This is a genomic window from Schlesneria paludicola DSM 18645, assembly GCF_000255655.1.
GTDB classification, from domain to species: domain Bacteria; phylum Planctomycetota; class Planctomycetia; order Planctomycetales; family Planctomycetaceae; genus Schlesneria; species Schlesneria paludicola.
On the sequence record NZ_JH636437.1, the window covers coordinates 134,511 to 153,616 of the forward strand.

The 19,106-nt window shown below is 56.7% G+C and carries 14 protein-coding genes and 1 pseudogene; 10 read left to right on the plus strand and 5 right to left on the minus strand.

Features of this window, described 5'->3' with window-relative positions:
* Positions 1-146 precede the first annotated feature (146 nt).
* Positions 147-1,664 (minus strand): transglutaminase-like domain-containing protein, encoded by a 1,518-nt coding sequence (locus OSO_RS0138810; protein ID WP_010588103.1) that lies wholly within the window; start codon positions 1,662-1,664, stop codon positions 147-149.
* 602 nt (positions 1,665-2,266) lie between these two features.
* Here OSO_RS0138810 and OSO_RS0138825 point away from each other — a divergent pair.
* Positions 2,267-2,950, plus strand: coding sequence for a hypothetical protein (locus tag OSO_RS0138825; protein WP_029247924.1), 684 nt, complete (start codon positions 2,267-2,269; stop codon positions 2,948-2,950).
* A gap of 45 nt (positions 2,951-2,995) precedes the next feature.
* A complete protein-coding gene (locus tag OSO_RS0138830) occupies positions 2,996-4,513 on the plus strand; it encodes a M14 family zinc carboxypeptidase (RefSeq protein ID WP_157606173.1) in 1,518 nt (505 codons plus the stop codon).
* A 301-nt stretch (positions 4,514-4,814) separates the two neighbouring features.
* On the opposite strand, the gene OSO_RS0138835 is transcribed toward OSO_RS0138830, so the two are convergent.
* The 3 genes from OSO_RS0138835 to OSO_RS0138845 form a co-directional block, all read right to left on the minus strand.
* Positions 4,815-5,567, minus strand: a complete 753-nt coding sequence (locus tag OSO_RS0138835) for a hypothetical protein (protein ID WP_010588107.1) — start codon at positions 5,565-5,567, stop codon at positions 4,815-4,817.
* A 144-nt stretch (positions 5,568-5,711) separates the two neighbouring features.
* On the minus strand, positions 5,712-7,400 hold the full coding sequence (locus tag OSO_RS49180) for a sensor histidine kinase (protein ID WP_010588108.1): 1,689 nt from the start codon (positions 7,398-7,400) through the stop codon (positions 5,712-5,714).
* Between the two features lie 27 nt (positions 7,401-7,427).
* Complete coding sequence (locus OSO_RS0138845) at positions 7,428-8,084, minus strand: response regulator transcription factor (protein ID WP_010588109.1); 657 nt, start codon at positions 8,082-8,084, stop codon at positions 7,428-7,430.
* 379 nt (positions 8,085-8,463) lie between these two features.
* On the opposite strand from OSO_RS0138845, the gene OSO_RS0138855 reads away from it, so the two are divergent.
* The 6 genes from OSO_RS0138855 to OSO_RS0138880 all read left to right on the plus strand — a co-directional run bounded on the left by OSO_RS0138855 (position 8,464) and on the right by OSO_RS0138880 (position 14,850).
* Positions 8,464-8,820 carry an STAS domain-containing protein gene (locus OSO_RS0138855; protein WP_010588111.1) on the plus strand — a complete coding sequence of 119 codons (357 nt, stop codon included), beginning with the start codon at positions 8,464-8,466 and terminating at the stop codon, positions 8,818-8,820.
* A complete protein-coding gene (locus OSO_RS0138860) occupies positions 8,820-10,046 on the plus strand; it encodes a GspE/PulE family protein (protein ID WP_010588112.1) in 1,227 nt (408 codons plus the stop codon). Before OSO_RS0138855 ends, OSO_RS0138860 begins: the two co-directional genes overlap by 1 nt.
* A gap of 296 nt (positions 10,047-10,342) precedes the next feature.
* Positions 10,343-11,128: an OB-fold nucleic acid binding domain-containing protein gene (locus tag OSO_RS0138865; protein ID WP_010588113.1), complete on the plus strand. Its 786-nt coding sequence runs from the start codon at positions 10,343-10,345 to the stop codon at positions 11,126-11,128.
* Positions 11,129-11,375: 247 nt separating this feature from the next.
* On the plus strand, positions 11,376-12,029 hold the full coding sequence (locus tag OSO_RS0138870; RefSeq protein ID WP_029247925.1) for a response regulator transcription factor: 654 nt from the start codon (positions 11,376-11,378) through the stop codon (positions 12,027-12,029).
* Entirely contained in the window at positions 12,013-13,578 is a 1,566-nt protein-coding gene (locus OSO_RS46825) for a sensor histidine kinase (protein ID WP_010588115.1), read from the plus strand. Before OSO_RS0138870 ends, OSO_RS46825 begins: the two co-directional genes overlap by 17 nt.
* 12 nt (positions 13,579-13,590) lie before the next feature.
* The gene (locus tag OSO_RS0138880; RefSeq protein ID WP_010588116.1) at positions 13,591-14,850 is read left to right on the plus strand and encodes an MFS transporter; all 1,260 of its coding nucleotides are present in this window, start codon (positions 13,591-13,593) and stop codon (positions 14,848-14,850) included.
* A 90-nt stretch (positions 14,851-14,940) separates the two neighbouring features.
* Here the strand turns inward: OSO_RS0138880 and OSO_RS46830 are convergent, their stop codons facing one another.
* Complete coding sequence (locus OSO_RS46830) at positions 14,941-15,909, minus strand: bifunctional UDP-N-acetylglucosamine diphosphorylase/glucosamine-1-phosphate N-acetyltransferase GlmU (RefSeq protein ID WP_040593930.1); 969 nt, start codon at positions 15,907-15,909, stop codon at positions 14,941-14,943.
* 306 nt (positions 15,910-16,215) lie between these two features.
* Here OSO_RS46830 and OSO_RS0138890 point away from each other — a divergent pair, with 306 nt between their 5' ends.
* A complete protein-coding gene (locus tag OSO_RS0138890) occupies positions 16,216-17,676 on the plus strand; it encodes a neutral/alkaline ceramidase family protein (protein ID WP_010588118.1) in 1,461 nt (486 codons plus the stop codon).
* 34 nt (positions 17,677-17,710) lie between these two features.
* A pseudogene (gene glgC, locus OSO_RS0138895) lies at positions 17,711-18,970 on the plus strand (glucose-1-phosphate adenylyltransferase); the annotation flags it as partial.
* Positions 18,971-19,106: the final 136 nt, after the last annotated feature.

The following is a 19,106-nucleotide window of genomic DNA, read 5'->3' on the forward strand; positions in this document are numbered from 1 at the left end:
GCCAACCCCGCATCGAATGCCCCGTGCAACATGGTGCCTGCAAAACGTGGCGCCGCGATGATGGTCGTCCGTCAGACCGTGGTTTGCGATATACGACGAATAGCAACGGCACCGCGACTGCGATGACAGACGCCGTGTCGCACCGGTTATTCGGATTTTACGACATCAATTTTCAATTTGCCGATGACCTGCATCAGTGGCAGGAAGCTGCTGAGGGCAGGAGGACCATTGTCGGTCAGGCTGCTGTCCGCCAACTTGATATGGATTGCACCAATGCCGCCATGGCCCAAGGTCGCATCGAGTGGAATCCATTTGCCGTCCAGACTCACTTCGGTCCACATGTGACCAACGAACGCGAACAACTGATCCGAGTACACCATCCCCACGGCGACGCGTGAAGGAATCCCTTTCGCCCTGAGCATCGCAGCCAGAAGGACAGAATGCTCTGTGCAATCACCTTCCAGTGATTGAGCGACTTCGGCGGCAGACGCCATGGCCGTCGAGAAATTCTTTCTGTCGAGTTTACGCTGAACGTACTTTTCCATCCGACGCGCGATTTCAGCGGGATCGGTCGCATCACCCGCAGCCTGATTCGCATGGCGTTTCACACGCTCGTCATCACGCTGCAGATATTGCGACGATTCTAGAAACTCACCTGCCACTTGCCCCACCTTGGCCGTGGCGGGAATCGGCAGCGAAACCACCGTCAGCTCTGCCGTCTCCTTGTCGAGCTTCTTGATTGACTGCGTGTCGCCGGCCGGGATGATCAGTGACGGATCCTGGCCGGTGATCGTGATGCGGTAGACGGCACGTTTGGTGTCGTGTACTTTCAAAATCGGCTGAACTTTGACGACCGTACTGAGCGACAGATCAAGCTCTGCCCCCTGAATCACCTTCAAGGCCTCGGTCTGCGACACGAGAAACGATTCCATCGCCGAGCCCAGGACGCTGGTGGAAACTTTGACGGTTTCACCGTCTTTGTCCAAGTAGCTGTCCGTCGGGACGCCGGGCATCAAAGTATGAGTGCAACTCACCTTAAAGAGTTTTTGCGTGGTATTATCCAGGAGTTTTGTGTCTTCATATTGCTGACCTTTCAGCGTCACTTTTCCGACCTGGGCAAATTCGGGAAAAAACACGTCAAAAGTTCGGATTTCGCCCGGCTTCATCGGATTGTCCTTGATGAGCCGGTCCTGATAGGTCGGTGATTTGACCTCTTTCTTCCAAGGCCGAGTCACCTTCGTCGCTTTTCCATTCACCTCAGTGGTCAGCGTCAGTTGATTCCCCTCAACGACACCACTCGTAATTTTCGGCTTGGCAGGGGGGTTGGTTTCCTCCAGTCGGAACATTCTCAACTCACCTGCCGCGGTTTCTTCGGTCATTTGCAGCTGATTGATCACCAGCGTTTGATCGAACCGTTTGAGTCTCATGTGGACTTTCGCCGACGTTCGCACGATCGCAACGCCATCCTGTTGAAGGTTTTCTACGACCGACTGGCCATATCCAATCCGATGGCCGCTGAGGTAGATCACATTCCACGTTTCTTCACGGGCGGGCTTTTTCTCATTCTGTTCAGCAGCCGTCACGAAACCCGAAAGCACTAACTGAATAACGACGGCACCGCAAATGGCGGTAGCCATCAGCCAGCGATTGTGCGACATCTGCATGGGAAGCAGCCTTGATAGCGAAATGAAACGACAGCACCGGAATCGAACGATTATATCGACAAGGAGGATTGGGCCTAGATTGAGTCCGAGATCCGAGCTCGAAGTTCAAGATCCTCAGGCACGTCCCCGCACTGCGGCGCCGTGCTCCAAATCGACTTCCGCGAATCAGCCCCCTTGAAATCAGGGCTCTGCGCAAACATTTCGGAGCATTTCGTCCCCAGAGCGCGGTAAATGGCCAACCCAAAGCCCTTCGCCGTCACTCTTTTCCCGCCCGGCACGAATTTCCTGATCGTTGCTCCGAGTCTGCGTGGTGGACACGCGTGATAATTCCTCGTCCACGAAACCGAGTCGTTCGGTGGATCGAAAGAAACACGTGCTAGATTTCGAGTGGAGTCGGAACTGGCTGTCGGTTTCGACGAAGGCGAGTACAGAATTGTCTGGACCGTCGGCACCACTCGTGCAATTTCAAACCCGATTTGACACGTTGATGAACTCGCAGCATGCAGGTCACCGAGCCTGCGGGCGATACTCAAGAACTTGTCAGATTTGGGGGCCGTATCACGAGGCTGTTGACACCGACATCACGTCGAGAGGGGATTGCCATGGGGTTCTTGAAACGCTTCTTCAAGAACACGTATCGCGATGGCGAATCGAGACAGGGCCGCAGCAGTTTTGAAAATCTGAGCGAAGACCAACTCGAAACGCACTTGAAAATCGCTCGATACGGCAAGTTCACACTCACTGACGCCGTGCGTCCGTCTTACGATTTGCAGGTCGTTCCACAAGCCGGCTATCGGCACGACTTCTATCACGATAAAGAGTCTGGGATCAAGATCCCCGTCGTGATGGCTGCTGCCAGCCGCGAGATCCTGCTTGACCTGTTCATGGACCTGCTGGAACCGCTCGGCCATACCGTCGATGTCGTCCTTGAAACCAGCCATGATCGACGCGGGAGCCATCAAGATCTGTACCGCGAAGAAATGGATATGCCGGTGCTGAAGAGTACCCTGTACGACTTCGAAGATCTCCTGATGAGCGACGGCTGCACGGGACTTGCGATCCTGAACCCAAATATCCCGCTGGAAGTGCAACTTGACGAGCACAAGTTGCTGATCATGTACGGCCAGGAACTGGTGGACTTCGAAGACATCCTCGATGACTATGGACTGTGTCGCATGGAAGACATCAAGTTCATTACCGAAGCCGAACATGTTCACTCATCGACCGACGAATTCACCAAGCAATTTGACCAACTGAAATACCGGCTCGGCATCGAAGACGAATAACTTCGATCATGGCGTTCCCCCACGCCTGTTCTGGAGAGGATTTCCGTGCGCACATTCATGACCCTGATGACTCTTGGTGCCGCGGGCACCGGATACGCCTATCTTCAGCAATCCTCATCGATTGGCGAGCCCTCCATCTCCCGCCGATTCGACTGGGGACGCCCCAGCAATTCCGGCCCCGATGTCTCACAGATTTCGGTGGACGAATTGCGCGGCCGAATCCGCGAACGAACGCGGTCTGTGCTGGATGAATTCGCCAATCAGCAAAGCGGACATTCGGACGCTCCTGTGGATGATGCGTTCCAGCGATTGAAACAACTCGCACAGTCCGCCGTCGCCGTGACTTCGCGACCCGAACAGTTGGCAGAATTCGGTCCGCACAGCGTCTCGCTCTCGCAAGTTCCGCAACCGGATCTCGACGAACTGCAGCGAACGGCCTTCGATCCAAGCCTGGTTGAAGCAAACCCCATCAACCTCACTACCAATGAGGTCAAGCCTCAGGACGACGAAAGCACCGCCAAACTTCCATCCAAACAGCCAACGCAACCCGCACCCGCGAATCGCGAGCCAGACAGCCGCATTACCCAGGAACCACAAATCGATCCGAGCCCAACGTCACCCGCTGTCACTGTGACTCCGAGTGACCGACCTGCTGACGTCGAGAAGGCGACCGCAGTTGAGAAGCCCATCGCGGAAGTCTCGCGTCTGATTGCTCAGACCAATGCTCCCCAAGCCTCGGTGAAGCCGATGGCCAAACGAGAGACGCGACCACTGGTTGCCGAATGGAAGGTGACAGGAAAGACCACCGAAGGCCGACCGATGCACTCGATTCATCTCGGCCAACAAGGCACGCGCACGCTGGTCATCGCGGGACTCAATGGGGACGATCGCACCGCCGTCCATTGGGTGGAACGTCTGGCCGATGATCTGAAGAAACGCCCCGAATTGTTCGACAACAACGAAATCGTGCTCTTTCGAGCAGGCAACCCGGACGGCCTCGTCAAGAATCTGCGCAACAATGCACGCGGTGTTCCCCTGAATCGAAACTTCCCCAGTCGACGGTATCGTCCCGTCAACGATATCCCGAAATTCGCCGTACCTGCCAGCGAAGTCGAAACACGCGTGATTCTCGAAACATTCTACTCGTTCCGTCCGCGACGCGTGATCCATTTGACGTCGACGACCGGCGATTCACTGGTCCTTCACAATCGACTCGCAAAGAACGTTGCTGAGGAACTTGAACGATCGTCGAAGCTGAAGATTCAAATGCTCGACGCCGAACAGTTTCCTGGCTCAGTCGAAGATTTCTTGGATGGCACGCTGGAGGCCGCCGTCGTTTCGATGCGACTTGGAATCGGCAGTGATTGGCAGAATTCCTGGTCGGCAGTTCGCCCGCAAATTCTTGCTGCAGTAGTCGGCCGTTCAATCGAGCCGAACAAGGGCGCTGTCGCCGATGCCACCGCAGATCCGGATCGAACACCGATCCCCGCAACGCCCGTCGAACCGGTTTCACGGCGCCCTCGCCGAGGCGGATACGAGGAACTTCCAGCGCCTCCGTTCTAAAGTCACGACGACGACCACGAACGGAAACGGAAACGGCGAGCTGTAACTCCCGCCGCAAACCATCGTCTCCGTGTGATCAGTGGCAACTGCAGTGTTGTCATCACTGAGTCACGGAGGGTTTGTCAGCGTTCTTGTAAGAGAAGCAACCAAAGTCAAAACGAAAACCCCGCTCCTCCGAGTCTCCATTACAAGAGATCAAACGAGCGGGGCCAATTTCAGGGACTGCGCAGTTACGGCTGACGAGCACTGCATCGAGAATGCGGTCGCGTAAATCCGTGTATCATCGCGAAGTCAGTTCGCGTTACTCGGCCTTGGGTTGTGGGCGTTTGCCGCGGGCTCCCTGCCCGCCGCCGGGGCCACCGCCGCCTGGACCGCCGGGACCACGACCACCAAGTTGGCTGACGTCAAACTTAGCTCCCGTCAGGGTTGCGAACATCGCGAGCTGATCCTTAGTCAGCACCGCATCCACCTTTGCCTGACGATCTTTTGCAATCGCATCAAATTTCTCTCGCATCTCACCACGACCACCTCCGCCAGCCGCGGATTGGAACAGTTCACGCTGTTTGGCATCAAAATCAGAATTCACCGACTTGATCTGATCTTGTTGAGCCGACGTGATCGTCAGCGCCTTGACGACTTCGGCATCGGTGAAAGCAGCTGTTCCCAAGGTTTGCCAGTGAATTTGCTGCAATCGCGTGAACTGCTCTGGCGTCAGAATGGTTTTCAACTTTGGCAGCAACTTCTCTGTTGCCGCCTTGCCTGCTTCTTGCATCTTTTCAAATGCCTTCGCGCGCTCGTCCTGTGACATGTCACGGAAGTTGCCCATGTTCCCCAGCGACTCACGGAATTCGTCGGCAAGCTCTTTGACCTTGGCCGCCGCATCACTGCTGAGCGCCAGATCCTTTTGAACGGCCTCGTTGCTCGCAAGGGAAATCAGACCTCCACGCCCGCCCGGTCCACCCCGACCACCGCGTCCCCCTGGTCCTTGAGCATCCGCCATCCCCGCGAATGCCAGCACGGCCATCGCACACAAAATCCCAATGTTATTTCTCATGATATTTTCCCCTATTTTGGCCCTGAAATTGATCCGCGAGACCCCGCCTCTGTTCAGGCGCATTTCAATCATCGCGCAATCACAAATCGATCACAGAATCCACCGCCCGCCATTTCCATCCGTCGCGTATTTGCCGTGGTCGACTCAAGTCACTCGCGAGAAGACGCCCGATTCAGTCAGAATCGTAGTCAACAACGACTCACCTGCCGCGACCTTTGTCACTGGTCGCACCAAAGGCAGGCGAACCTCGACAGTCGTTCCGACATTCAATTCACTCGAGACCCGAATCGTGCCTCCGTGCGCTTCGACAATCGTCTTGCAGATCGAAAGCCCCAATCCACAACTACCCTCGGCACGGGAACGAGCCTTGTTGACCTGATAGAACCGGTCAAAAATCAACTCCAACTGATCGCCGGGAATTCCAATCCCCGTGTCGGTCACTTCGAGAATCGCCAATTGGCCGTCGGTTCCCGTGGTAACGCGAACACGACCATTCTCGACGTTGTAGCGAATTGCATTCGACAGCAAGTTCGTCAGGACCTGGGCCAGTTTGTCTCCATCTCCCACGACGATGCACGGCGACGTTTCCGACTCAAGCTGGATGCCGCGCTGTTCGGCAAGCGGCCGAACCAATTCCACACAGTCCTGAATCAGCGGTTCGAGATCCACGCTGTCCTGCTTAAGGGCGGGAGCAGCAGAATCAAATCGGGCGAGCACCAGCAGTGCATCAATCAGCGAACGCATTCGGTGCGAAGCGCGCTGACATGTTTCAAGTGCCCCGCGATAGTCTTCCAGCGATCGCGGCCGTGACAGCGCGAGCTCGGTATGTGTCGCGATCACCGCCAAGGGGGTCCGCAGTTCGTGTGACGCGTCGGCCGTGAACTGCTTCTGCCGTTCGAACGCCATCTGTAGCCGGTCAAACGTTCCATTCAGCACCGTCGCCAGCTTGCCCAGTTCGCTGTCAACTTCTTTGACGTTGATCCGTTCAGACAGATTTTGCGCCGAAATCGATTCCGCAGTCGCTGTCATTGCAGCAATCGGGCGAATGGCACGTGATGACAGCCAGCCACCACCGAGCACACCTGCCGCCAGAATGATCATTCCGGTCGCGACCAGCAGCCAGTCGGACTGATGCTGCGCGGCCAGATCTTTGTCGATCGAACGACCGACGAGGACGTTCCAGTCTGGAATACCCGACTCTCCTCGTTCGCCTGCGTGTTCCCCAGGCCGCGGAGATGGCGGCATGGGAAACATCGGATGACTCATGATCACTTCACGGTACACATGACCGCCTTCGCGTCGCTCGCGCACTTTGCGCACGCGGACGCCATCGATTTCGTCATGCACATTGGGATAGGCCAGTTCCGGTGCAGAATCCGACTTCTGCATCAGAGCACCATCACGTCCCCAGATCAGAAAATAGAATCGTGAATCTTCTTCCCCGCCAAACAGTTGGTCGAAGGCGGCCGGCAATGGCCCCAATGCGGCCGGAGAAGGACCAGGTCCCCCTTCTCGTGATCGAGGTGGCAATTCAGGAGGTCGCACCCCTCGATCCCCGTCATTCTCGGAGCGCGGAGCGTCGGAGCCGACTTTGCCATTGGAATCAGGCCGAAACGGTGGTTCACCTTCGCGGCGGGTTCGGCGACTGGGCCATGGCACCAACTTGCGCATGTTCGCCGCGACGGTATTGACCGTGCGATGCAGTTCCGCGTCCGCTTGCTGTTGACGCGTCTCCCAGTTCAAACGATGCAAGATCGCTCCGAAACTCGCGACGACGACAAGCAGCAAAACGGCATACCAGACCTGCAATCTCCAACGAATGGAATTGAACATGGTTGAGCGCTTTGAATGACCGCAGACCTAACCTTCGATGATATAACCCATTCCACGACGGGTGGTGATCAGATCACGCCCCACTTTACGACGAATGTTCGACACGTAGACGTCGACCAGATTGGAAAGCGACGAATCACACTCGTCAAACAAATGATCGTAGATCTTCGTCCGCGTGACCAATTCACCGCGATGCACCGCCAGGAATTCGAGCAAACAGTACTCTTTCGCCGTCAGGGCCACACCATTCCCATCGACACTGACGGTTCGTGAGGTGGTGTCGATCGCAACGTTCCCGATCTCGATCACCGCCTCGGCTTTCCCGGCCGAGCGTCGAATCAACGCCCGGACACGCGCAACCAGTTCGGAGAGCTCAAACGGTTTCACAAGGTAGTCATCGGCCCCCGTGTCGAGACCGCGAACACGGTCTTTAACCGCATCGCGCGCTGTCAACATCAGCACGGGCGTCGATTTTTTCTGCCTTCGAATCTCTGTCAGAACCGACCAGCCATCACGACGCGGCAGCAGAACATCCAACAGAATTGCGTCATAGTCCCATGTCGTTCCCTTGTACAAACCGTCTTCGCCATTGTCGGCCGTATCGACGGAATAACCTTCTTCGCGAAGGAACATGGTCACCGCTCGCAGAACATCTGGCTCGTCTTCAATCACCAATAGTCGCATGGTTTCTACCGCTGATAGCGTTGGCATTTTTGACCGATCCTGAAAGCAGGAATCGTGAGACTGACTTGCGAAACGATGTAATTTACTGGCAAGACCTTAAACTGTGATGAAGACAGAAGAAACAACGTTTTGTCCGAGTCTGCACGCGGCGAAATCCGCCTCACAGAACTGCCGAAGACCGGGCAAACGCGCCGATGAATACTTGATGAACTTTGTCGAACAAGTATACCGATTTCGCGAACTAGACGGGACTTCCGACGATGGTCTCACTACGCTGACACGGGGAGACAGTGCTTGAACGTCCGCTTATGCGACGGTAGAATTGCCCTTCCTATCTTCGGAGTTTTCTTCTCTCTCGTTCGTATTGGGCCAAACTTTCATGAAATTCTCCGTTTCAGAAGACCAGGGAGAGGTCGCCAAAGTTGTGGTGAATGGCTGTCTCGGGCAACCCGACATCGCCCCGCCGCTCGATCCGTTTCGCCAGGTTCTCGGTCCAGAGGCCTACAAGCGAATCGTCCTTCTGGACATGAAAGACTCGAACTACCTCGATTCGATGTGCATCGGCTGGTTGCTGAGTGCTCACAAGCGATTTCGCGAAAATGGCGGCAAACTCGTCATTCACTCGTTGCAACCGCTCGCCACCAACGTCATCTCATTGCTCCATCTGAACGGTGTGTTCTTGCTGGCGGCCGACGGTGCCAAGGCCATGCAACTCGCAAAAGGAGAGGTCGCCTGATGTCAACTGATGGGCGCTTCTCGGGCGAGTACCTCGCCAATATGACACCTGGTGATGCCTTAGCGGCAGTGATTACTCGGGCGGCCGACCTGCATGTCAGCGACCTGTTCTTCCTCGCCGAAGAAGCGGGAATTCGCGTGGCATTTCGTCGGATGGGATCGATGGAAACTGTCGCGGCCCTGCCGTATGAGACTGGACGCAGCGTTATCACGCTTCTGAAAGCCGAAGCCGGCATCGATCTGGGCGACCGACGCCGACCGCATGAAGGGCGACGGATTCAAACGATTGGCGATCGAGTCATCGATCTGCGAATCAATATCATCCCCACCCTGCACGGCGAAGACGTCACCGCGCGGCTGCTGGACCGAAAATTTGGTCTACGGTCGCTTGAGCAAATCGGGCTGACCCGCATCGAACTCAACAAGATGCACGCGATGCTGAATAATCCGAGCGGTCTGGTGCTCGTCACCGGTCCGACGGGAACGGGTAAAACAACGACCCTGTATGGCTGTCTTCAATATCTGAATGATGGCACGCGGAAGATCAACACACTGGAAGACCCAGTCGAATACGCCGTCAACGGACTGCGGCAATCGCAGACGAACTCGAAAATCGGCCTCGATTTTCCTGAATTGCTGCGAAACATCCTGCGTCAGGCGCCTGACGTAATCATGATTGGTGAAGTGCGCGACGAGGAAACCGCGTCGACAGCAGTCCGTGCCGCCAATAGCGGTACGCTCGTGCTCTCGACACTGCACTCCCCCGTCGCCGCTGCCGCCGTGCAAAGTATGGCGGCGCTCGGCGTCAATCGTTACTTCCTTTCGAACTGCCTACTGGGCGTCGTTGCCCAGCGCCTGGCCCGAACGCTTTGTCCAAAGTGCCGGGTTGCCTATGACATCAGCGAATCGCCGGAAACCTTTGCGGATATCCAGCCGTTTCTCGAACCGGGTTTCGGCACGTTCATCTTCGGCCCTGGTGCGTGCGATGCATGCATGCAGCAGGGATACTCGGGCCGCACCGCGATTGTCGAACTGATGGTCTTCAATCGGGCATTACGGCAACTGGTTGCCAAGGGCTGCACGAGTGAAGAACTGCAGGCGTTCGCCATCCAGAATGGTATGCTGGAATTCCGACGATCCGCGATGGTCAAAGTCGCCATGGGTGTGACCAGCACGGAAGAAGTGTTGCGTGAACTGCCGACCGAGCAACTCGGCCTGGACCTTTGATAGCGCCGAACATCCCCCGCAATTGAGAACGGTCTTGGCGACTGATCGCCAAGACCGTTTTTTTTAAGATGCGGTCGAAGCATCGGCGCGCCCGGCCGCCTCTCTGCACGAATACACACTTGTCTGCCTTCGCGACCCACGCCGAAGCGGGCAAATTCCCCGTCATTTTCCACTTCGGCTGCCGCTTTATCGAAGCTTAATCTTCCCCTCCTAAGATCCCGCTGAACATCGACGAAGACTCCATTCGACTCCGTCAGCCGAACTTCGCCCGATGTGTCCAATCACGAGGGAAAATCATGCTGCGAAAGACTTGGACCAAATCGTTAGTCGCCTTGGCACTGGGAGCCGGATTGAGTGGCTGGGCGATTCAGTCGTACGTCGTCGGACAAGAACCACAAAAACAAAGGGAACACCAATTGGCAACAACCACGGAAACCGTCTCGGGACGAGTCAAAGCGTTACTCAAGAATGATCGCGGCGACACCGATGGCCTCGCCATGGAAAATGGGGCATCGATCCACTTCCCGCCACACATGAGCGAGTCTGTCACCAAACTGGTCCAGATTGGCGACCGCATTGAAGCGCGCGGTCACGAGCAGACGCGTAAGAATGGTGAAACGGTCTTTGAAGCTGAACAAATCGGGAAGGGTGGTGAGTCAATCGAGATCAAGCCACCGCGACCACCGCGTGGCGGACCTCGTGGCCCGAAAGGCCCCCGCGAGTCCGACGAGCCGATGACTGTCACGGCAACGGTCCGCGAATTCCATTCGAATCGCCACGGCGATGTCGACGGACTGATCTTGTCAGACGGAACCGAAGTTAAGGTTCCACCACACCAAGGGGCTGAACTACAGGAATTCGCCAAAATCGGCAGCGAAGTACGCGTCGAAGGACGCCGCCACGAAACACCGCACGGCGATATTCATCTGCATGCTGATCGCGTGGCATCGACTTCTTCCGGCCGCACATTCGAACGCGACGAACCACACCACGGACATCACGAGCCGCCGCATGTTGAGATCTTACGCGAACTGCGTGAAGTTCGCCGGTTGCTCGAATCGATGCAGAAGAAGTCAACCTGACGATCGCAATTCACAAGGTGTCAGAGTTGGAAATCTCGTCTCGAGGTGACGCCACTGGTTCCGCCTCGGCGTTCTTCAGTGGCCACTTCGAGACGCGCCGCTTGAATTGGAATCCGCCCTCAATTCTCAACACCTGATCGTTTGGCGTGATTGTTGCATTGCCTACCAGCGCGATGCATGGCGGCTCCAATTCAGCGACTTAAACAAAGAGACGCTGGTCGATCGTCAGCCGCAATGGGATGCCATCATGCGAGTCCTGGTCATTGAAGATGAGCCTCAAATTCGACGACTGCTGCAGGAAATCCTGGAAGAATCTGGCTACTCCGTCGACACGGCGGCAGAGGGGACGGAAGGGTTGTCCAAAGCCACCATCTGGCCTTACGACGCTGTCATACTCGACCTGCTTCTCCCCAAGATGGATGGATGGGACCTGCTGGAACAATTGCGTCAGACTCACAAGACGCCGGTGTTGATCCTGTCAGCACGTGACGCATTGTCGGATCGCGTGCTGGGACTCGATCTCGGTGCCGACGACTACCTGGTCAAACCTTTCGAACGTGTGGAATTGCTCGCGCGACTGCGAGCTCTGATCCGTCGCTCAGCAGGTCAGACGCAAACACTCATTCCGCTGGGTGATTTGACCGTCGACCTGCGTGGACGTTGCGTGAAACGCGGCGAGACATCACTTGAACTCACCGCCCGGGAGTTTGCCCTTCTGGAGTATCTCGTGCTGCATCGGGGACGCGTTGTGGGACGCACGGAACTTTACGATCACTTGCTCGATGAGTCTGACAACGGCATGTCCAATTCACTTGAAGTACACATTTCCAATCTTCGAAAGAAGCTCAGCGATAACTTGATTGAGACTCGACGAGGGCAGGGCTATGTCATCCCCGAATGAAGCAACCGAACACGTCGACGATCAACACAGTCGCCCGGATGGCATTCCCGGCCCGCTCGTGCCCGCGCATTCGACGCCACACAGAAACAATCCATTCTTACTTCACCCCTGGCTGAATCGCCTGCCTCCGTCATGGCGCGCATCACGCTCGATTCGCAACGAACTGATCCTGGCACAACTCTTATTTCTGTTCGTGATCGTGACCGGATTCGGCGGGGCGATTTACGCGCTCGTCTCGCACGGAACATACCGGCAGGTGGAGTCTGATCTGCTCGGCGCGGCCCAGTTGCTGGCGAATGATCCGAACATTCAGCATGAAATCGCATCGTTATCGATTGCGCAGGTGTACCGACGCCGGTTCGGTCCCGCACCGCGGGACTATGCCTATTTTGGAATCTGGGACAAACAAGGGCGGTTGATCGGCGGAAGCGATCCATTGCCTCCTCACACCCGGCCACTCGATCATGCCCCCCGAACAGATGGCCCGCGTCCCTTTTTTTCGCGGACTCACGGATCGCACCTTGAAGTGATTGTGGCGGGACCGGCTGGCACGCAAATTCTCGTCGGACGCCCTTTAGCACGCGAGAACGATGGACTTAGACGGCTACTCTTCTGGGATTGCGCGTTCGGGCTGCTCAGCATGATCGTCGGCGGAATCGGTGCCTGGTGGCTGGCGCGCCGCATCGCTGAGCCGCTCGAGCAAATGACGAACACCGCCGAACAGATCACCTATCGACACCTCGATCAGCGACTTCCGACGGAATCGTCTTCGAATGAAGTGACACGCCTGACCAACGTCTTCAACCAGATGCTCGAGCGACTGCAGTTGTCGTTTCGCCAGCAGAACCAATTCACCGCCGATGCCTCTCATGAACTAAGAACACCCGTTGCCATCATCCTGGCCCAGGCCGAGCACTCATTGTCACGACCGCGAAATCCGGATGAGTATCGCAATGCGCTACAGACGTGCCTGGACGCCGCCAATCGAATGAAACGACTGATCGACGACCTGTTGATTCTCGCACGAGCCGATCTGGGCTGCTTGCAGTTGCGGCGGAACCCAATCGACCTGGCCGAAGTGGTGCGTCCCGTAATCGCGATGCTGGAACCTCTGGCGCGCGAACGGCAAATCCGAATCTCGTCCCAATTGTTGACGGCCTGGGTCGACGGCGACGCGACGCGACTTGGCCAGGTCATCACAAATCTCGTGACCAACGCCATTCGCTATAACCGCGCCGAAGGCGACGTCTTTGTTTCCGTCTTCGCACGCGATCAACAGTGCTGTCTGGTCGTGGCCGATTCGGGACTGGGCATTTCGCTGGCTGACCAAGATCGTGTGTTCGAGCGATTCTATCGAGCGGATGCGGCAAGAACATTCGACGACAATCAAGGCACCGGATTGGGCCTAAGCATCGCTCAAGAAATCGTCACCGCGCACAGCGGCACGCTGGAGATCAGCTCACAGCCTGACCGAGGCACCACCGTGACGGCCCGATTTCCGCTGATCTCGGGCCCTGTGCCGGGCGCCGAGTCCATCAATCGACCATAGGAGTCAACTCGCATGAGCAGCATCACATCGGAATCGCTCTTCGAACGCGAACCTTCAGCAACGATGGTGACCCCGAAACCTCAACCGCGAGTCAGCGAACGTGCCTTGGACGCGACCACGTTTTTCCTGGCCGATGTTGCCGATGGCCTGGGTCCATTCCTCGTCATCGACCTGACCAGCCGTCGACACTGGTCGTCCGGTGAAGCAGGATTGGCGATGTCGATGATGCTGCTAGGCACGGTCCTTAGCCAGGCATTCATGGGTGCGTGGATCGATCGGACGAAGGCGAAACGAGCGCTGATTGCGGTCGGTTCTCTGATCGTGGCCAGCACCTCAATCGGGCTGTACTACTTTCGATCCAAGGCCGAAATCTACGGCCTGCAGTTCCTGACGGGAATCGCGGTCACGATCTTTCCCCCCGCTATTGCCGCGATCAGCCTGGGACTCGTCGGACGAAATCGATTTCCCGCTCGTGCAGGTCGCAACGAAGCGTGCTTCCACGCAGGAAACGTCGCCTCGGCAGGTTTGGCGGCCGTCGCCGGTTGGATTCATTCAGGAGGCGTCTTCTTTTCGGTCGCGGCCATGGCATTGGCCAGTTCGTTCAGTTCCCGTTGGATTCGCGAGACCGACATCGACCACCGACTGGCGTGCGGGGCCGATGGTCTGCAAGATGATGGCCCCGCCATTCCGCTCAAGACGCTGATGTCCGACTCGCGACTGCTTCGATTCATCGCGGCGGTCGTGCTGTTTCACTTCGCGAATGCGGCGATGCTGCCGCTTCTCGGACAAAAACTGGCGGCCGACCGCGCCGAGTCGGCATCATCGCTGATGGCCGTGTGCATCCTGGTAGCGCAACTGGCCATGATTCCCGTCGCAATTCTGGCTAGCCGCATGGCAATCTCTGGACGACGCCCGGTGTTCCTGATCGCATTCGCAATCCTGCCAATTCGCGGAATTTTTTACACGCTGACGGACAGTTCGGCATTGCTGATCGCCAATCAAATTCTCGACGGCGTGGGAGCCGGCATCTTCGGTGTCGTGGCACTGTTGGTGACAGCCGACCTTACGCGTGGTACCGGGCGGTTCAATTTCGTTCAGGGTCTCACTGCGACTTCAATCGGCCTCGGAGCCGCTCTGAGCAACACCGTCACGGGCCTAATCGTCGACGCTGGCGGGTTCAACGCCGGATTCTTGTTCCTGAGCGCGGTCGCCGTGGCTGCCGCACTCGTCTTCGTCACCGCCGTCCCGGAAACCGTCAACCCAGCAACATGAAGTCCGTCTTCCTTCTCTGTGTCTCCTTCACCACCAATGTGCTCCCGGAGTACGAAAAACGTACCAGCGGGGAGGGAAATGAGAGGAGGATCATTTGCCGGAAAGGTGCTGGAATGGGGCGACAATGGTGCCCGATTCGAGTTGAAGTGGGCCTTCGATCACGGCGTTTGGCCCGATGTGACAGTTGTCTCCAATGACCACCGCGCCACTGATAAACGAAAACGGCTCGATGACCGTGTCGGCTCCCAACTTGACCTGCGGGTCGATGAATGTGTTCTCGGGTGACACGATCGTCGTCCCATTAACCATCCAATTCGACATGGCTGTCCGCTGCAGTGTACGTGTGACTTCCGCAAGTTGCTCACGCGTATTCACCCCCAGGGCTTCAACCATGTCGAACGTTTCCAGCGCCACGACCTTCTGACCAGAATCCTTCATCACCCGCGGACAATCGGTCAGGTAATACTCGGCCTGGCTGTTATTCGGTTTGATTTTGTCGAGCGACGCCAGGAGCGCCTGTGAATCAAAGGCGTAACAGCCGGTATTGATTTCTTGAACGCGCTTTTCTTCCGCGGTGGCATCTTTCTCTTCGACAATCTTCTCGAACCGGCCATCGGCATCGCGAATAATGCGACCCAGCCCGAAGTTGTTCGCTGTCCTGGCTGTTCCAATCACGCAGGTCGCGCGCTGATCTTCGAGCGTGGCCAGCAATCGGAACAACGAGTCTCGCTTCAAGAGCGGCGTGTCGCCCGCTAGAACCAGTACGGCCCCCTGATGAGAACGGAGCTGATCACGGCACATCATCAACGCGTGGCCGGTCCCTTTCTGTTCGACCTGCAAAGCGAACTCGACATCGGAGTACTTCGAAAGCTCGGCTTGTACGAGATCTGCACGGTGCCCCACGATTGCCACGATTCGCGTGACGCTCGCCGATCGTGCCGCGTCGAGCACATACTCCACCATCGGTCGGCCGCAGACCTGATGCAACACTTTCGGCAGTGCCGATTTCATCCGCGTACTTTTTCCAGCAGCAAGAACTACGGCCATCGGTCCTGACATCGTGGTGGCTCCCGAGCAAAGTCCAGTCAAATCGACACATGCAATGCGCGGGTTGTACTCAATGACTCTGTATTAAGTCGACACTGATCTGAGCCCCGACCGCGAATGCCGCGCCCAACGTCAAGATGGGTCATCACCACCGTCGCCACACACACCTGCGCTGTTCGAGCGAACAGGCTTCCAATCAGCGAAACCTTCCTTGAATTCACGGCCCCGGTTAGTTGCGACGTGATTGGACTTGCGACATGCTGTACGCGACGCGGGTCCCTGAATCAGAGATCCGCATTCCACCCGGAGAACGACTTGATGTTTCAGCGGCTTCAGTTTGCCATCGTGTGGATGATCAGCGGCGGATGCATGCTCCAGGGACTGCAAGGAATGGCGGCCGACGATCCGGGCCTGATTCGCGCTGGCGCCCACGCCCAGGAAATCACTCCGCCGCGATTCCCGATTTCGGTCAATGGCGGGATGGCCGATCACTTCGCAACAGCCGCTCATGACCCGCTCTACGCCCGTTGCATCGCCATTCGCAATGCCAAAACCTCAATTGCAATTGTCGTTTGCGACAGTTGCATGATTCCGCGCGAGGCGATGGACCGTGCCAAATCACTGGCCTCGACGAAGACGGGAATTCCCACGTCGCGCATTCTGATCTCTGCCACGCACGCCCATTCCTGCCCGACGTCAGCCGCAGTGTTTCAAAGCGACCCAGACCGCGAGTATGTCGAGTTTCTGATTGAACAGATCGCCATGGGCGTCGAACGCGCCCACAATCAGGCCGAGCCGGCTCGAATCGGCTGGGGCTCCGTGGAGCAGCCATCATTGCTTTTCAATCGCCGATGGTTCGTTCAGTCGGACACCAATCCGATCGAAATGATGGAAAACCCCTTCGGGATGAAATCCGACCGCATCATCACAAACCCCGGATTCAACAACCCCAAGGTCGCGTCGTCGATCAACCAAATCGATCCTGAACTGAGCTTTTTGTCGATCCAAGCGCGTGACGGTCGTCCGATCGCACTGCTGGCGAATTACTCGTTGCATTACATCGGTGGAGTACCTGGTGACCTGGTGTCGGCGGATTATTTTGGCGAGTTCTGTCAGCGTGTGACGCGGCAACTGAAGGCGGGCGACGTCACCCCTCCCTTCGTCGCCGCTCTGTCGAATGGAACCAGCGGCGACGTCAATAATGTCGATTTCCGCCTGAAGAATGCGCCGCAACGACAACCGTTCGAACAAATCGCGTATGCTGCCGAGCTGTTAGCTCAGGATATCGCCAAGGCCTATCCACAAATCGAGTATCAAGCAACTCCCCCGCTCAAGATTCGCGAAGAGGAAATCGTAGTCGGGATTCGTAAGCCGAACGCAGCGGAACTTGCCGCTGCGGAGGAAAAGCTCGCAGCGAATACTGTCCGACCGTTGCAGGGTCTGCCCCTGATCTATGCCCGCGAAACCACACTGCTGGCCGCCTATCCCGATTCCGTTTCGATTAAGTTGCAAGCAATCCGAATCGGGTCATTGGGAATCGTGACTTGTCCTTGCGAAACATTCACCGAAACCGGACTGGCGATCAAGAAATCAAGTCCTTTGAAACAAACATTTACGATCAGTCTGGCCAACGGCTACAACGGATATCTGCCACCACCTGAACAGCATTTATTAGGTGGATACGAGACTTGGCGGGCTCGATCAAGCTACTTGGCGCCCGATGCCGAACCGAAGATCCAAACCACTATCAAGCGTCTGCTGAATGAAGTGAGCCGATAGCGGTTGCCGACAGCCGTAACAGTTCGATCGATGCAATCAGCCGTCACACTTTGACTCACACCGGAAGGAACCGATAATGCAACAAGTGCTGGCACTGATCCTGGCGGGAGGAAAAGGGACGCGGCTGGAACCGCTGACTCGCGACCGCGCCAAGCCCGCCGTTCCCTTCGGCGGCGCCTATCGAATCATCGACTTCGCCCTCTCCAACTGCATCAACAGCGGTCTACGCAAGATCCTGGTCCTGACGCAATTCAAATCGGCCAGCCTTGATCGGCACATGAACCTCGGCTGGCGGTTCCTTTGCCGGGAATTGAACGAATATATCGACGTCCTGCCGCCGCAACAGCGCGTCGACGACAAATGGTATCAGGGGACCGCCGACGCGGTTTACCAGAACATCTACTCGATCGAACAAGCGCGATCGGAATACATTGTCATTCTGTCCGGCGATCACATTTACAAGATGGATTACGCCGACCTGCTGCGCGATCACATCGAATCCAAAGCGGTCCTGACCGTCGGCTGCATTCCGTGCTCGCTCGAGGAAGGGCGCGAATTCGGCGTGATGCAGATCGATGGGTCGCGACGCGTCATCGACTTTGAAGAGAAGCCCGCACATCCGAAACCGATGCCAGATGACCCCGCGCGCTGCATGGCATCGATGGGCATTTACGTCTTCAACACGAATTTCCTGTTCGACCAGCTGTGCCGTGACGCCACGGACGAAAAGAGTGCTCACGATTTCGGAAAGAACATCATTCCGACGCTGATCCAGACGGAACTTGTACGCGCGTACCCGTTCCGCGATAAGAATTCCGGGCACAGCATGTACTGGCGCGATGTCGGAACGCTCGACGCCTTTTACGAAGCAAACATGGATCTGGTCGCAGTCGACCCCGAACTCAACCTGTACGACCGGAACTGGCCACTGCGAACTTACGTCCCGCAAGAACCGCCACCTAAGTTTGTGTTCGCCCAGACGGCCGGCGCCAATCCTCGTTCCGGGCATGCACTCGACAGTCTGGTTTGCTCGGGATCCATTCTTTCTGGCGGAACCGTACGCCGCTCTGTCCTGGGCTACAATGTGCGTGTGAACAGTTGGGCCACCGTGGAAGATTCGATCCTGTTTGATGGGGTGGAAATCGGTCGAAACTGCAAGATCCGCCGTGCCATCATCGACAAACGCGTCCATCTGGCCGAAGGGACCGAGGTCGGATATCACCACGACCAGGATCGCGCTGCAGGATACACGGTGACGGATTCTGGCATCGTCGTCATCGGAAAAGCTGACTGAATTGCCCACAAGTCGTGCGACCTCAGCTAAGTTCCGATTCTTGAGACGGACTGGTTTTGGCCGGGATCGGCAGTGTTTTCGGAAATGTAAGACGGTATAATCCAGGGAAGCTGCCGGATTGCCCTCCCGAAAATGC